The sequence below is a fragment of the Actinomyces respiraculi genome, assembly GCF_014595995.2.
Lineage (GTDB): Bacteria > Actinomycetota > Actinomycetes > Actinomycetales > Actinomycetaceae > Actinomyces > Actinomyces respiraculi.
This window is the reverse complement of the sequence record NZ_CP063989.1, coordinates 2,070,376-2,086,360: the sequence shown is the minus strand read 5'-3', so window position 1 is coordinate 2,086,360 and position 15,985 is coordinate 2,070,376. Positions and strand designations below refer to the sequence as shown.

Genomic DNA, 15,985 nt, shown 5'->3' with positions numbered 1-15,985 from the left:
GGCTGGGTTGTCCACAGGTGGTGGGTTTGTGGTGGTGGTTGTGGTGGTGGCGCGGTTAGGCTCGGGGTGTTCCTGACCCGGGGGCAGGGGCGGGCGACGGTGCCTCCCGTGTGTCCCCCGGGTGTCCCTCTTTCTTTTTGACGCTCCCCCCCTGGTGGTGATCCCTGATGAGCCTTCGTTTCCTGCGGCCCGGCCCGCACGGTAGGGCCGACGAGCCCGGCCAGGCCGGCCAGGCTGGCGTGGCCGACTCGCCTGGCCTGGCCGGCCTGGCCGGCTCGTGCGGTCTGGTCGTTGACGTGCGTGGTGGGCAGGCCGACGACGTCGAGGCCGTGGCTCAGGCGCGGCGTGCGTGGCGGCGGTTCCTGGTGCTCATGGTCGTGCTCGTGGTGGTGTGCGCTGCTGCTGGGGCCGGGGCGGCGCGCTGGTGGAGCAGCCACCGGCCGCGCGATCCCTACCCGTGGGAGACGTCGGTGGCCTCCAGCTACCGGCCACCCACCACCACACCCACGCCTGAGCTCACGCCTGAGCCGACGCCGACGTCGACGTCGTCGTTGTCAAGCCTGCTGTCGGCTGAGGAGCAGGCCCTGCGCGAGGCGGCCCTGGCCACGCCCGCACCCGAGCGGCCCGCCACCATCGACCAGTTCACCCCCGAGGGCGCCATCGCCGCCGCCGAGTACTACCTGTCCCTCTTGCGCTATGTCTACGCCACGGGAGACCTGAGCGCCTGGCAGGCCATGAGCGAGCCCAACTGCATCTTCTGCACCAGTGTCACCGACTATGCAATTGAGCTACACGACGCCGGTGGGTGGACCGACCCCTGGGAGCAGGAGGTCACCCCCACCACCTACGGGGCCGCCGACACCGACCTCAACATCTGGCTCATCACCCTCCACGCCACCCATCCCGAGACCGTCGAGCACGACGGCTCCGGGGGCACTAGCACCCTCGCGGCCGAGGACATCACGTTCGTTCTCCAGCTGCGCTGGGACGGAAAGACCTGGATCGTCGAAGCGGGTGAGATCCGATGACGTCACTGCCCTGGCTCACCGTCCCGACCGTCCTCAGCCTCATCCTCGCCACCCCGGTACCACCCGCAGACGACGACACCGTATGGTCAACTCACGCCGAAGGGGACCGGGCGACTGTCACCTCGACGACCCAGACCACGGTTCCGGCTCCGGGCTCTGGTGCGCCTGCGCCGGTGTCTGGGGGTTATGTTCCTCTGGCGCAGGATGCGGCCGCGGTGTCTGCTGGTCGCGGGTGGAGTGCGTGCACGCCTACCGCCGGTGAGGTCCAGGTCGGTGTGCTGACCAAGGCTCTGGGACGGTTGTGCCCGCCGGCCCCAGAGCCTGCTGGGCAGCCAGCCGCCGCTGAGGCCGGCGCGCCCGTAAGCCTGACCGCCTCGGACGTGTCCACCCTGCTGGTCGGCGGCTCGGGCCTGGTGCGCCAGCCACCCGGGGACCAGGTGATCGTGACCATGGACCTGATCGTCTACACCGACCCCTCACCCCGGACCCTGACCACCACCATCGCCGGCACCGGCGTGACCATCACCGCCACGCCCATCTCCTACACCTGGAGCTGGGGCGACGGCACCAGCACCACCACCACCGACCCGGGCCGGCCCTACCCCCACCAGAGCGTGGTCCACCGCTACCACAAACGCGACAACAACGTCGTCGTCAGCCTGACCACCACCTGGGCCGCCACCTACACCATCGACGGCCAGAGCACCACCAGACCCGTGACCGGCACCATCACCACCACCGAGACCTCCACCCCCTTCACCCTCATCCGCCTGACCTCCATCCTGACCGACGACGCCGAAGAAGCCATGGGCCACTAACCCCACCAACCCCGCCGAACACCTCGCCTCGCTGCCAAACACAACAACCACCCACCGCACACTCCAGAGCAAAACGACAGCCTCCGCAGGCACGAGGACGCCGGTCAAGGCAGACAGTAGGTCCCACCACCATCACCAGTGCTGATAAGCCCATCAGCAAGCAAACCAGCCAAGACCCGATCTGTGGCCATCCGTGTGTGACGCCTGGCCGTGTTTCACCCTGCCGGACATGCGCTGTCCCTCGTGGGGCGTGCTTGTGCACAGACAGGTCGTATTCGCCGTGTGCTTGACCTGTGGCCTGCTGTCATCACCAGAACGATGTCCACCGGCGGCGCCTCGCCTCCAGAGATAAGATGTATGATGTCTGTGATGCAGGCCAACGTTGTCGTGCATCGCAGACACATGCACGATGTCGTGCTCCCCGCAGTCCTAGGCAATGGCGCCTCTTCAGAGACAGGACAGATGATGACTCCACCCCGTTCCCGGGCCCTCTGGGCTCCTACCTTGATCACGACCCTCGCACTGACGGTCTCCGGTGCCCTTCTGGTCCCCACGGCGCAGGGCGCGCCCGAGACGCCGGACGCCACCGTCACGAGCGGGGAGACCGGGGCCGATGCGCCAATGACGGTTGCCCAATGGGCCATTCGCAACCAGGGGCTTGAGGACTATGCGAGCCTGCAGCAAGGAGTCTCGCGCCCTGAGCCGATGACCTGGGTGCTGACGGGGGACTCGATCACCCAGGGCGTCCTGCACAGCCACGGACTCAACCGCTTCGCGGACTATGTCCACGCCTATGTCCGTACCGCTGGCATGCACGGGCAGCCTCGTGCCCAGGACACCATCATCAACACGGGTGTCTCCTCAGCCACCAGTGGCAATCTCATGGACTATTTTGACTCGTGGGTGCTCGGGCACCACGCCCAGGTGGTCATCATGTCGGTGGGCATGAATGACGGTCGCATGCGGCCCGCACTCACCCCGATCGAGCAGTATCGGGAGAACCTGCGGTCTGCAGTCTCCCAGGTCCGGGCGCAGGGCGGTATCCCGGTCCTGCAGACCCAGAACTACACCGCCAAACCCGAGTACAACACCAACCTGGATGAGTACTTCGCGGTGATGCGCCAGGTCGCGCTGGATACTGACACGATCCTGGTGGATGTGGCCCGGATGTGGACCGAGACCAATGACGGGCAGCAGATCAACGCCGCACTCATGGGTGACTCCATCCACCCCAACGAGCGCGGGCACCTCATGTGGGCGCAGTTCCTGCTGGGTAATCTGGGGCTGCTCGACGCCTCCAGCCCGCTGGCCCAGTTGAGTGCGCAGGCCCTGACCCTCGACCGGCTGAGTTGGGCCGATCCAGCTGTAGTAGCCGACGGTGACACCAGTGCGCCCGCCGACGCGCGTCTAGGCCTGAACCTTGACCGGACAATGACCGGTGACGGCAATGGAGTCGACACTCATCAGGTGCCGTGGCTCGCGGAGGCCAGCGAGACGACCTTTGTCATGAGGGTGAAGTTGGGAGCCTCAACCACCGAGGAGGTGCTGCTCAGTGCCGTGGACCCGAGTAGCTCCAAGAAGGTCGAGCTTAAGGTGCTGAGCGACGGGCGGCTGCGTATCAACGGCAATGTGGGCCAGCAGGACGGCTGGTACACCGTGGGAGGGGCCCTGCGTGACGGGCGCTGGCACACGGTCTCTGTGACCCTGACTCACTCCGCGATCCAGCCCTACGTTGACGGCTCCCCGCTACGGGCGTTGTCCCTGGCTGAGAACGCTGCCCTGGCACCTGACCTCTTGGGGGTCCGCGAGCTGACCGTTGGGGCGAGGAAGGACCAGGCCTCGCCCGGAGGGACCCTGTTCCTGCATGGGGAGGTCGACTACGCAGCGGTCTATGACCGGCAACTCAGCGCCGAGGAGCACCAGATGCTGCCAGGCGCGGGCACGGGGGAGACGCCGCTACAAAGGGACCTGCGCCCGCTGGTTGCCAATGACGTTCCCAACACCTGGCTCTACCTGGGTGGACGTGCGACCCAGGGAGTGCCCGAGGCGGATATGCCTGCTTTCACACGAGGGTACGTCGAGCTCCTGGATGAGGTGCTCAGATGGGACTACGACCGGACGTCCCTGGTGCGTCGGATGAAGTTTGTGGTCAACCGTGGCCGTGCAGGCGCCTCCAGTGCGGACCTGCTGGCGGAGTATCGCTCGTTGGAGGAGTCCCAACGGCCCGCGGTGCTGGTGGTGGCGCCCGAGGTGCTGGATCATGGAACGCTCACCGAGTCCTCGGTTGAGGACTTCCGTTCCCACCTCGCCTCCCTGGTGCAGCAGGCGACGGGTGACGGAGCGGTAGTGGTCTTGGTGACCCCACCGCAGCTAGGGAAGCAGGTAGTTCCTTACGCCCAGGCAATGCGTGAACTGGCTGCGGCCGAGGACGTTCACCTGATTGACGCCTCCCAATGGATGGCACAGATGAGGCACAAGTACACGACGCTGGACTCGCTGTGGTGGACAGATGGCGTGCTCAACCATGCCGGGCACCTCATGCTGGCGCAGTACCTCGCTGAGCAGATGGGGGTGAGGCCCTCCACATCCCAGTTGTATGGCCTGGAGAGTCTCTACTTTGACAAGAGCAGTCCGGCTCCTTCTCATCCGGAAGGCGAGACGCCGGGCGCGACTGAGACGCCGAGTGCGACTGAGACGCCGGGCGGGACTGTGACGCCGAGTGCGACTGTGACGCCGAGTGCGACTGTGACCCCGGGCGGGACCGAGACGCCGAGTGCGACTGAGACGCCGGGCGGGACCGAGACGCCGAGTGCGACTGTGACCCCGGGCGGGACCGAGACGCCGAGTGCGACTGTGACCCCGGGCGCGACTGAGACGCCGAGTGCGACTGTGACCCCGGGCGCGACTGAGACGCCGGGCGCGACTGAGACACCGAGTGCGACTGTGACGCCGGGCGGGACCGAGACACCGAAGGTGCCTGAGACGCCACAGGAGCCACAGGGGCCCTCTCATGAGGCGTCGGGCCAGACCATTCCTACTCCCACCTCTTCCCCCTCTGCCGTGTCCCCTCACCAGGCACCGTCCGCGTCACAGCATCGCAACCTTGCCCGCACGGGCTCATCGGTGGCGCTTGTGATGACAGCGGGCCTGCTTGCGGCCGCTGGAGGGCTGGCGCGCCAGCGTCGTTCCCGTCAGTGACGCATGGTCGCTGGATGTGAATGCCATTCACACCGTCCCTGTCGCTGGAGGGCTGATGGACCCCCTGGTGACAGGGACGGTGTCTGCGTCGGGCCTGGCCTGTGAAGGCAACGTCCAGTGAACCTCGCCCCTCAGAGGGTGAGTGCCCGACAAGCCGACCGCTGTGCTTCCCAGCGATGACCCCGCCCGGACTCGCGGACGAGCGTGTCACTCATCCCTAGTCAGAGCCCCTCGTGCCCGCAGGGGCGCCACAGAAACCGCAGGATTCCGCGGAACCGCTAGAATGCGAGTCTTTCTGACTAGAGATGCGTGACAGCCACCAGCCCCGCCGTCGGCTCACAACACCTTTACCTGCCCAATACCCGCCCAACCCGTCTAGCATGGGCTACGTCGTCGTGACTGGCGCAGGTGGGCCAACCACCGGGGAGCGGCGGCGCTGCCGGGCCACCGGCAAGGAGCAGATGGTCGCCCGCCTGGGCCGATGCCGCAGCTGCCGACGCTCGACGTCGGCAAAGTCCGGACACCAAGGAGAAGCATGACCGCCCCCACGACCCTTAACGCCATGCCCCTGGCGCAGCTCGACCCCGAGATCGCTGCCGTCCTCGACGGCGAGCTCGCCCGCCAGCGCGGCACCCTCGAGATGATCGCCTCGGAGAACTTCGTGCCCCGCGCCATACTCCAGGTCCAGGGATCCGTGCTCACCAACAAGTACGCCGAGGGCTACCCCGCCAAGCGCTACTACGGCGGCTGCGAGGTCGTCGACATTGCCGAGTCCCTGGCCATCGAGCGCGCCCTGGCCGTCTTCGGCGGCGACTACGCCAACGTCCAGCCGCACGCCGGCGCCCAGGCCAACGCCGCCGTCCTGCACGCCCTGGCCAGTCCCGGCGACACGATCCTCGGCCTGGCCCTGCCCCACGGCGGCCACCTCACCCACGGCATGCGGATCAACTTCTCAGGCCGCCTCTACAACGCCACCGCCTACGGCGTGGACGAGACCACCCACCGCATCGAGATGGACCAGGTGCGCGAGGCCGCCCTGCGCGAGCGCCCCAAGGTCATCATCGCCGGCTGGTCCGCCTACCCCCGCCACCTCGACTTCGAGGCCTTCCGCTCTATCGCCGACGAGGTCGGTGCCTACCTGTGGACGGATATGGCGCACTTCGCCGGCCTCGTCGCCGCCGGCCTGCACCCCAACCCCGTGCCCCACTCCGACGTCGTGTCCACCACCGTACACAAGACCATCGGCGGTCCGCGCTCGGGCATGATCCTGTCCAGCCGCGGCGAGACCCTGGGCAAGAAGCTCGACTCCGCCGTCTTCCCCGGCCAGCAAGGCGGCCCGCTCATGCACGTCGTCGCCGCCAAGGCCGTCGCCATGCGGATCGCCCAGACCGACGAGTTCCGCGACCGCCAGGCCCGCACCATCGAGGGTGCCGCGATCCTCGCCCAGCGCCTGCTCGCCGACGACGTGCGCGCCGCCGGCATCAGCCTCGTCACCGGCGGCACCGACGTCCACCTCGTGCTCGTGGACCTGCGCGAGGCCGCCCTCGATGGCCAGCAGGCGGAGGACCTCCTCCACGCCGCGGGCATCACCGTCAACCGCAACGCCGTGCCCTTCGACCCGCGCCCCGCGCGTGTGACCTCCGGTCTGCGTATCGGCACCCCGGCGCTGGCCACCCGCGGCTTCGGCGCTGCCGAGTTCACCGAGGTCGCGGACATCATCGCCACCGCCCTCGTGGCCGGTGCCGCCGGCCGGGCCGACGACGATCTGCTCGCCGGCCTGCGGGCCCGCGTCGCGGCCCTGACCGAGGCCTTCCCGCTCTACGACGGGCTCGAGCAGTGAGAGTCCCCTGGGCCGGGACCGCACAGGTCCTGGACGGCACCGCGACGGCCGCCGCGATCAAGAGCGAGCTGAGGCAGCGGGTCGACGCCCTGCGTGCACGCGGCGTCGTGCCGGGTCTGGGCACCGTGCTCGTCGGCGCGGATCCCGGCAGCGTGCGCTACGTGGCCGGCAAGCACGCCGACTGCGCTGAGGTCGGCATCGAGTCCATCCGCGTGGACCTGCCCGCCACCGCCACCCAGGCCGAGGTCGAGGCGGCCATCGACCGCCTCAACGACGACCCTGCCTGCACCGGCTACATCGTCCAGCTGCCGCTGCCCCGGGGCATCGACACCAACGCGGTGCTTGAGCGCATCGACCCGGACAAGGACGCCGACGGCCTGCACCCCACCAACCTCGGGCGCCTTGTCCTGCGCGGCAGCGAGCCCATCACCTCGCCCCTGCCCTGCACGCCGCGTGGCTGCATCGAGCTGGTGACCCGTCACGGCATTGACCTGGCGGGCAAGGACGTGTGCGTCGTCGGGCGCGGCGTCACCGTCGGTCGCTCCATCGGGCTGCTGCTCATGCGCAAGGACGTCAACGCCACCGTCGACGTCTGCCACACGGGCACGGCCGACCTGGCCGAGCACGTGCGCCGCGCGGACATTGTCGTCGCGGCCGCCGGCAGTGCCGGGATCATCACGGCGGACATGGTGCGCCCGGGCGCCGTCGTTCTCGACGTCGGCGTCTCCCGGGTGGTGGACCCGTCCACCGGCAAGGGCCGCATCGTGGGCGATGTTGCCGACGGCGTCGACCAGGTGGCGTCGTGGCTGTCGCCAAACCCGGGGGGAGTGGGTCCGATGACCCGCGCGCTGCTGCTCGCGAACGTCGTTGAGACGGCCGAGCGCCTGGCCGCAGGGGCTGAGGCCTCCTGAGCTGCCCGCTTTCTCGCTGACTGAGGCCGACGGGCCCGGACCTGCGAAGGGTTCGGGCCCGTCCCGCGCGCCGCGCCAGTCGAGCGCTGCGGACTATACGTCCGGTCGCGCGGCTCATGACGCATGGGATGTTCCACGGCCTGCGGCTCCGCGCCCGGGGCTGAGAGCGAGGACCGCAACGACGATCGTCGGCGCGTCGACTCAGATGACATCCCGACGCGCTCCGGCGCGCAGCCGGGTGACGGCGTGCCGGGTGGCTGCCAGGCCCGCGCCCGCCCACACGAGCGCGACCAGCAGGTCGCGGGTCAACAATGCTCCAACGCCGTCGGCACTGGCGTCGAGCGCCGTCACGGTGCCGCTTAGCGGCGCTAGTGCGCCGAGCACACGCACCCATGCCGGACACAGCGACAGCGGTACGATGACGCCGGTCAGCAGCGGCAAGAACGTGGAGACGATGGTCGCGCCCAGGTAGGGGTCGGGCAGGTCGACGCCGATACCCGCCGCGCCCACCCCCAGCAGCAGCCCGCAGACGACGGCGATAGGCGCCAGGGCGATGACCCGCCCCAGCATGGCCAGGTCGTGGGCGGGGGAGAGGACGGCTACCGCGCCGATGGCGGCGGCCCCGGTGAGTACCGCCAGCAGCGAGGGCACGGCGGCGATCGCCAGCCAGTACGCCACGTCCAGACGGCGACGCGTGTGCACCTCGTGGAAGACGCCCAGGTTGCGGTCGGTGGCGGCGGTGCCGACGACCCCGGCGCACACAGAGCTCGCCAGGGCCACCAGTGCGGCAGCGTAGCCGGTGCGCACCAGGTCGGGCGCGGACAGGTCCGCGCCCAGCAGCACGTCGTAGGCGATGCTCAGCAGCGGCAGCACCAGCAGCGTCACCACGGCCGTGCCTACGGTGGCGAAGGCCGTTGACGAAGCCCACGTCACGCGCACCCCCGAGCCGAGCCTGGCCAGGAAGGCTCCCATCAGATGACCTCCAGGGTGCCGGCGCGCGTGGCCATGCGTAGTGCCCGTCGCCCCAGAAAGGCAGCGAGGCTCAGCCAGGCGGACACGCACACCAGCCAGCCGACCACGTCCACGGCGGTGACAGCGCGCCCCAGCAGCAGGTCAAAGGGCATGGATAGGGGCAGGAGACGGCTGAACCCCGCTAGCCAGGGCGGTGGCGCGGTGGAGGTGAACAGGATGCCCGAGGCGATAAACACCGGCACCAGCAGCAGCTCCTCATAGGCGATGGCGTTGGGCGTGAGCACGAACAGCGCCGCGATCACGAAGCTCAGCGCCAGGCAGCCTGCTAGTAGCAGGAGTGCAGCCGCGACCATGCGGCCCGCCCCCATCCACCCGGGGAGGGTGAAGTCCACTGACCCGGAAGCCGCCGCCCACGTGCACCATGCCACTGGTAGTGCCGCCAGCCCGAAGGAGGCCGCGGCGGAGATGACGGCCGCCAACGAGCGCAAGGTGCCGATTGGTGCGATCACCAGGTGCGCCAGGGTTCCCTTGAACCGTTCGAATCCAATGATGCCGGCAGCGCACGTGGCCGTGGTCCACATGCCGATCACGCCGCCGCGCACCCAGCCCTGGGTGGGGGTGATCCCGCCCCAGGCGCGGGCGGCGAGGAACTGCACCAGCGTGGTGACGATGGTGGTGAAGACCATGAGCTGGATGAAGTAAGGGACGGACACGAACTGGCGGACGTGGAAGGCCGTCATACGCAGCTGCCGGATCATCGCCTGAGCCTGTCGGCGAGGGCCAGATAGGCCTCCTCCAGCGACGCCGGGCGGGTGACCAGATCGACGGGCGTCTCGGTCCCGATCTCGGCCAGGGCGGTCGCCAGTACGGTGTCGCGGGCCTGGCGATCCGCGTGCGAGTCGTTCGCAGCCCAGTAGACGGTCACCGTCCAGCGGCTGGACACGGGGCGCTGCACGACGACGGCGCCCTCCCCCAAACACTCTTGCAGCCGGACGGCTGCATCCGCATGGCGGGCGGGCAAGGAGAAGCCGCTGGTCATGCCGATGCCCGCGTAGGCGGCGACGTCGCTCACAGTGCCGCGGATGACGATCCGCCCCGCCCCGATGACGCTGATCGTGTCGGCGAGCTCCTCCACCTCCGGCATGGAGTGGGAGGTCAGCAGCACCCCTGTACCGTCCATGGCCAGTTCCCGGATCATGTCGCGTACCTGCGGGGCGACGTCGGGATCCAGGCCGGTGGTCGGCTCATCGAGCAGGAGCAACGGGGGAGAACCGAGCAGGGCGCGCGCCAGGTGCAGGCGCTGCAGCATGCCGCGGGAGAACGCACCGGCCTTGCGAGTGGCCACGTCGGCCAGGCCCATGCGCTCCAGCACCGTATCCACCGCCTGCTGGCGGCGGCGTTGATCCAGGCCCTGCAGGTCGGCGAAGAACAGCAGATTGTCGCGGGCGGATGCGCGCGGATAGACGCCGAGCTCCCCGCCGAGCACCAGGCCCAGGCGGGCGCGTGCCGCCTCGGGACGACGGACGGCGTCAATGCCGTCGACCCGGATCTGGCCGGCGGTGGGCGCCAGCAGGGTGGCGCACATGCGCACGGTGGTGGTCTTGCCGGCACCGTTGGGACCCAGCAGGGCGTGCACCTGACCGGGATCGACGCTCAGGGAGAGGTCATCGACGGCGACGAAGCCGTCCTTGCCGAAGGTCCGCAACAGCCCAGAAGTCATGAGAACTGTGGTGTCATCACACAAGATTGTCTCATCCCTAAATTCCTAGAGGGTCGGTCTCGCTGAGCTCAGCAATATGCTCTGCCTCGTCTCACGAGTTCTGCTTGTATAGGCACGCTGTAACGATGTTGTGCGGTGCCCGAATTCCTTGAATTGCACCGATTTGTTGGTGTCGCCAAAAGGCTTCTGTTGCGTAATGAAATAGCGGACTGAAGCGTCCTGGGTTTTGTTCCGGTGGTTTATGGTGTCAGGGCTGGAGTCCTTCCTTGATGGTACAGGGTTTCGATTTCTTGGGGCGAGGGTCTCGTGGAGTCGGTGGTTGTTCCACCGGCCGCCCCAGCACATGGTGTGGAGCTCGACCCCGGTGACGCTGGGCCATGCGGCTGTGGCGTGGATGAGCTCGGTCTTGTTGAGACCATTGGTGGTCTGTGCCAAGGGCGTTGTCGTGGCAGTCGCCTCGGGACCCGACGGAGGCTTGGACCCCGGCACCGGTCAGGCGCCAGGTGTGACGCGTGGACACATACTGGTAGCCACGATCGCTGTGATGGGTCAAGCCCTGGAGGGCGTGGTCCTTCGCGGTGATGAGGGCATGCTTGAGGGCTTTCCAGGGCCAACGCCTCGGTGGTCATCGTCGAGCGTGTGGACCAGCCGGCGATCCGACGGCAGAACGCGTCGGTCACGAAGGTGGTGCAGGCTTTATCGCGTGGTGGTACGCGCACAGGTGGTGTCGGCGACCCGCAGCTGGTTCAGGACATCGGCTGTGACTGCGTAGGGTCCAGACCGGGCCGTGGGGCAGCAACAGGTGCAGAGGTCGTGGTGCGGGGCCGGCGTCCGCGCACCAGCCCGGCAAGGCCTGCTGCCCGCGTCACCCGGACGGATCTGGTTGCCTACCGACCTGCCAGCCCGCTCGACCCACCGCTGCAACGTCCCCCACGACACACCCAACTTCGGCGCGATGCCACGCACCGCCCGACACTGACTGACCCCTTTCTTCTCGGTTGTCGTAGCGGATGAGTGACACGAGGGGAGAGCCCCGTAGGTCGCCGCGTGGACACGTGGTGGCGCTTTCCGCGGTGACGCGCGGGCCTGCCCCGGGTCACCGGGTGGGTGTTGCACGCTCATGTGACTGGTGTGATTTGACCGATTCGGACTTTTCGTTGGTATTCCGCGGATTGTGCCCTGTAGCCGAAAACCGCTGTCAACGCTCCCATGTGCATGGGCAGTGCTCACGCACATGGGAGCCGAACGACTCGAGGGCGCCAAACCAGAAAGCCGCGGGATTCCGCGGATTCTGTCCGAGGTCGGTAGGCGTGAGCGTGCATGAGCGTGCGACCCGGACGGCCACGTGCGCGAGTGAACCGCCGTCGGTGGGCAGGGGGTCGGTGGTGGTGTGCCTGGTGGTTGTCTCTCGGGTGTGTGATGTCTCAGGTCATCGGTGGCAGTTCTGTGTCAGGACATTGGTGACGCTTGGGGTTGGGGGTGTGGTTGGACATGTATGTGGTGACGGGTTCGGGCTGGGTGTGTGTTCGGTCAGGGCCTTGGCCGTCTGAGCGGAGTCTCGACGCTTCTGGGGTGCCGGTGGCCGCGAGGAGGTGGGGCTCTGGATCCAGGCGTGTCCACGGCGCGGACATGACCGACCTGGGTGTTCGACCCGCGGGGAGGAGTACGGCGTGATCGCGCGCCTCTGGGCTGGGGTGTCAACGGCATCCCCGGTTCATGCCCGCCGCGTGGACGCCGGCGGTGCGCGAGCGGCGGCCCGGGCCCGTGCGCACCTGCGCGGCGACGGGGTCCGGGCGCGAGGGGGCCGAGCCCCGGCCCCGCGGGTGTCCGCGGCGCGGACATGACCGGCCCACACGCTCGACCCGCCGGGAGGAGTACGGCGTGATCGCGTGCCTCTGGGCTGGGGTGTCGACGGCGGCCTCGGTTGATGTCCGCCGCGTGGACGCCAGCGGTGCGCGAGCGGCGGCCGGGCCCGTCCACACCTGTGGGACAACGAGCTGGCGGCAGCACCAGGGCCTCCAGGCCGGCGACTGCCACGGGCCCAGTGGACGAGAAGCCGGAGGACACCGCCCCCGAGGCCACCCGGACGTGTCACCTACGCAGACACCCCAGGTGTCACCGACGTCCTGAGACACCGCTGTCACCGAGCAGCTGGAGGGTGGCAGCGCGCCGCGCGCCCGCCGAGGGGCCACGAGCACACGCCAGGATGGGCGCGTCTGGTCGCGGCGCCCGGAGGACCCGACGACGACCGGCGTCCGGCGTCGATCTCGTTGCCCAGGTCCTGCTCTCGTCCCTCACACGTCGACCTCGCTCCCCACACGTTGATCTCGTTGCGTGAACGAACGAGATGGAGGGCTGAGGAACGAGATGGAAGGTAGAGGGACGAGACCGAGGGCCGACGGACGAGATGGAAGGTAGAGGGACGAGACCGAGGGCCGACGGACGAGATGGAAGGTAGAGGGACGAGACCGAGGGCCGACGGACGAGATGGAAGGTGGAGGGACGAGGTGGACGGGCTCGGCGTGCGCCGTCCAGGCCCCTGCCCCGAAGACCATGACGTCAGGCCATGAGCCGGGGTGCCGTCGGGGAGCTGACGCCCGTGTTCGCAGTGTGGTCACGGGCGGCGCGCGAGCGGCGGCCGGGCCCGTGCGCACCTGTGGGACGACGAGCTGGTGGCAGCGCGGGGGCCTGAAGGCCGGCGACTGCCACGGGCCCGGTGGGCGGGCGGCCGACCGGAGGAGACCCCCTGACACCAACCCGAAGTGTCACCCCTGCAAACACCCGAAGTGTCACCGATGTCCTGAGGTAGAACTGTCACCGATGTCCTGAGACATCACGGTTGTCTCCCGGGGGGGCTGGCAGGGCAAAGGCCCCCGGTCGTGTGACCGGGGGCCTTTGGGGTGGTTGTTGTCAGGAGTTGTTGGTGGTGTTGGCTGCCTTGCGGCGGCGGACGGTGGCGATGGCCAGGAGGCCGGCGGTGCCTAGGACGCCTGCCCCGGTCAGCAGGGCCGTGACGTCGGCGCCTGTGCGTGCCAGGGAGGGCGGGGTGGTGACGGTGACGGTCTGGCCCTTGTCGTTCAGGTCCTCGTGGGAGGCCAGGACCTCGGTCTCGGAGCCGGGGACGTAGGCCGTCTCGAAGGCGACCAGGTCGTGGCCGGGCAGGTTCGTGGTGTCGACCTGGAACGGGATCACGGCGCAGTCCTGGGCGGTCTTGGGTGTGAAGGTGGTGCGCACCTGGGTGCCGGGCACCTCCTTGCCGGTGGCGCGGTCCATGAGGCGGCCGGCGATGATGTACTCACGGCCCGGCTCGAAGGTCAGGTCGTTGGTCGGGCAGACGGTGTCCTCCAGCTCGACGGTGCCTGGGTCCACGACCTTGTCGCCGTCAGCCTTGTCGGTCAGCGTCGTGCCGATGCCGGGGGTGGTGCCGCCCTTGACGGTCTGGCCCTCGTCCTTGGTGTCCTCGTGGGTGGCCACGACGTGGCCGCCCAGGCTCACCTTCTCGAACATGACGACCGAGCGGTCGCGGATGGCGGCCGCGGGCAGGGTCACGTCCACCAGGCCGCAGTCCTGGGCGGTGTTGGGTGTGAAGGTGGCGGTGCCGGTGTAGGGGTTGCCGTCGGCGTCGGTGTAGGGCTCGCCGGTGGCGGGGTCCACGGCCGTGGCGGTCAGTGTGTACTCGTGGCCGGGCACCAGGGGTGCGTCGGGGTCCTGGCAGACCTTGTCGGTGATGGTCACGGGGCCGCCGGAGGACATCTGCTTGTCGCCGTCGAGCTGGTCGGTGGCGGTGGTGCCCACGCGCGGCTGGCGGACGGTGACGGTCTGGTTCTTGTCGGTCACGTCGGCGTGGGTGGCCACCTCCTTGCCGTTGTGGGCGACGGACTCGAACATGACCACCGAGGAGCCGGCCAGGGCCTCGCCGGGCAGGGTCACGTCGACGACCGCGCAGTCGGCGGGGCCGGTGGGTGTGAAGGTGGCGGTGCCGGTGTAGGGGTTGCCGTCGGCGTCGGTGTAGGGCTCGCCGGTGGCGGGGTCCACGGCCGTGGCGGTCAGTGTGTACTCACGGCCGGGCACCAGGGGTGCGTCGGGGTCCTGGCAGACCTTGTCGGAGATGGTCACGGGGCCGCCGGGCTCGAGGACCTTGTCCCCGTCGGCCTTGTCGGTGGCGGTGGTGCCGATGCGGGCAGGACCGTAGATGACCTCGATGCGGCCCCGGGGACCCTCGACCCACTCGGAGTCGCTCTCGGGACGGTTGCCGTAGGTGATGGTGTCCTGCGTCTTGTGATCAGTGGCGCTGAGCAGGGTCAGCGTCTTGCGGGAGGTCTTGAACCACTGCTTGATGGTGACCTCGCCCTCGCCGGTGCCGGTCCAGGAGGCGGACAGGGCCTCGGCCGTGGTGGTGCCGGTCCAGGTGTTGGTGCCGGTGGCGTCGAAGACGGCCGGGCCCTCGAGGGTGATCTGGAAGGGGACCCCGGCGACGTTCTCGCCGGCCTCATTGGTCACGCGCACGCCCGTGATGTTGCCGTGACGGGTCTTGTCGCCCTCCACGACCATGGCCGTGAAGCCCTGCACGTTCGAGGCGCGGGCGGCCTCGACCATGACGCGGGCCTGCTCATAGATGTCGGGCGCGCCCGCCTTGACGTCGGCGATGAGCTGCGGGACGTAGTTCGACGGGTCGCCGTACTTGTCCGCCCCGGGGTCGCGCTCGAAGTTGGCGTGGATGAGCAGGGCGATCGCGGCGTTGTTGAGCGAGCGCACGTCGCCGGACTCACCTGTCGCCTCCACGTTGTAGGTCTTGAGGATCCAGGCCATCTGGGGCGTGGTCACGCTCATGGCCGTGTCAGTGTTGTAGCCCGTGGTCTCCTCCAGGGTGATGGGCGAGACCACGTCGTCGGCCGCGAGGTTTGATTTCCACATGTGCGCGCACCACACGTCGAAGCCCTGCTCGACGCCGCTGGGCGGCAGGTAGGGGCCCAGCCAGTAGCGGTTCGCACTCATAGAAGTGTGCACGTAGCGGCCGTAGGAGCCTTGGTAGTTCTGGTCGGCGTGGGCCTGAGGAGCCAGCACGGCAGAGACGGCGGTCACGGCGAAGGTGACGGCCAGCAGAACAAGAACGGTGAGCGTCTTACTTATCTGTGCGGGGTGGGGTGTGGTTGAGGTTGAGTTCAAGGTGGCTTCCTTTTGTCATGGGAGTGGTGTCAGTCGCAGGCGCCCCGCAGGCGTTGCCCTGTGCCAGCCTCCCAGCGGGTGTCCATCTCCTCAGTCACGACCCAAGCTCCTGTCGCCGTGGCTCTCGTCGAGCCCAACGTCACTCGTGTCGGCGTCGGTGGTAGGACGTCCTGCCTCAGGCTCAGCGGGAACTGCTGCTCCCGAGTAAGTATAGCCAGCCGGAGGTGTCTCCGGTGTTCGTGCCCGCACCACAGGTGCGAGAACCGTCACTGGGATGCGACCAGCTCGGGCCGGCGGGCCGGTCCGGGGCGTTGGCCTGCCCGGCCGAACCA

General features: G+C 68.7%; 9 protein-coding genes and 1 riboswitch. Of the genes, 5 read left to right on the top strand and 4 right to left on the bottom strand.

All coding sequences use genetic code 11. The annotated features are described in order from the left end of the window. Positions 1-167: 167 nt before the first annotated feature. The 5 genes from ID810_RS08695 (at position 168) to ID810_RS08675 (ending at position 7,795) form a co-directional block, all read left to right on the top strand. Entirely contained in the window at positions 168-1,028 is an 861-nt protein-coding gene (locus ID810_RS08695) for a DUF6318 family protein (RefSeq protein ID WP_195858780.1), read from the top strand. Positions 1,029-1,408: 380 nt separating this feature from the next. Beyond that, the gene (locus tag ID810_RS08690; protein ID WP_195858779.1) at positions 1,409-1,846 is read left to right on the top strand and encodes a zinc transporter; all 438 of its coding nucleotides are present in this window, start codon (positions 1,409-1,411) and stop codon (positions 1,844-1,846) included. 504 nt (positions 1,847-2,350) lie between these two features. Next, positions 2,351-5,044, top strand: coding sequence for a GDSL-type esterase/lipase family protein (locus ID810_RS08685; protein ID WP_166858814.1), 2,694 nt, complete (start codon positions 2,351-2,353; stop codon positions 5,042-5,044). A gap of 385 nt (positions 5,045-5,429) precedes the next feature. Beyond that, positions 5,430-5,530, top strand: a riboswitch (ZMP/ZTP riboswitch). A gap of 49 nt (positions 5,531-5,579) precedes the next feature. After that, a complete protein-coding gene (gene glyA, locus ID810_RS08680; protein WP_166858816.1) occupies positions 5,580-6,884 on the top strand; it encodes a serine hydroxymethyltransferase in 1,305 nt (434 codons plus the stop codon). Further along, a complete protein-coding gene (locus tag ID810_RS08675) occupies positions 6,881-7,795 on the top strand; it encodes a bifunctional methylenetetrahydrofolate dehydrogenase/methenyltetrahydrofolate cyclohydrolase (protein ID WP_166858818.1) in 915 nt (304 codons plus the stop codon). Before glyA ends, ID810_RS08675 begins: the two co-directional genes overlap by 4 nt. A 201-nt stretch (positions 7,796-7,996) precedes the next feature. On the opposite strand, the gene ID810_RS08670 is transcribed toward ID810_RS08675, so the two are convergent. The 4 genes from ID810_RS08670 to ID810_RS08655 all read right to left on the bottom strand — a co-directional run bounded on the left by ID810_RS08670 (position 7,997) and on the right by ID810_RS08655 (position 15,653). Then, positions 7,997-8,767, bottom strand: a complete 771-nt coding sequence (locus ID810_RS08670) for an ABC transporter (RefSeq protein WP_166858820.1) — start codon at positions 8,765-8,767, stop codon at positions 7,997-7,999. Beyond that, entirely contained in the window at positions 8,767-9,525 is a 759-nt protein-coding gene (locus ID810_RS08665; protein ID WP_166858822.1) for an ABC transporter permease, read from the bottom strand. Before ID810_RS08665 ends, ID810_RS08670 begins: the two co-directional genes overlap by 1 nt. Beyond that, positions 9,522-10,487 carry an ABC transporter ATP-binding protein gene (locus ID810_RS08660; protein ID WP_166858824.1) on the bottom strand — a complete coding sequence of 322 codons (966 nt, stop codon included), beginning with the start codon at positions 10,485-10,487 and terminating at the stop codon, positions 9,522-9,524. The genes ID810_RS08665 and ID810_RS08660 overlap by 4 nt, the downstream gene beginning before the upstream one ends. A 2,910-nt stretch (positions 10,488-13,397) precedes the next feature. Next, positions 13,398-15,653, bottom strand: coding sequence for a VaFE repeat-containing surface-anchored protein (locus tag ID810_RS08655; RefSeq protein ID WP_195858778.1), 2,256 nt, complete (start codon positions 15,651-15,653; stop codon positions 13,398-13,400). Positions 15,654-15,985: the final 332 nt, after the last annotated feature.

What these genes read in the sequence shown, in the direction of transcription:
- ID810_RS08695 (WP_195858780.1), top strand. Translation starts at nt 168, where the DNA reads ATGAGCCTTCGTTTCCTGCGGCCCGGCCCGCACGGTAGGGCCGACGAG.
- glyA (WP_166858816.1), top strand. Translation starts at nt 5,580, where the DNA reads ATGACCGCCCCCACGACCCTTAACGCCATGCCCCTGGCGCAGCTCGAC.
- ID810_RS08670 (WP_166858820.1), bottom strand. Translation starts at nt 8,767, where the DNA reads ATGGGAGCCTTCCTGGCCAGGCTCGGCTCGGGGGTGCGCGTGACGTGG.
- ID810_RS08665 (WP_166858822.1), bottom strand. Translation starts at nt 9,525, where the DNA reads ATGATCCGGCAGCTGCGTATGACGGCCTTCCACGTCCGCCAGTTCGTG.
- ID810_RS08660 (WP_166858824.1), bottom strand. Translation starts at nt 10,487, where the DNA reads ATGACTTCTGGGCTGTTGCGGACCTTCGGCAAGGACGGCTTCGTCGCC.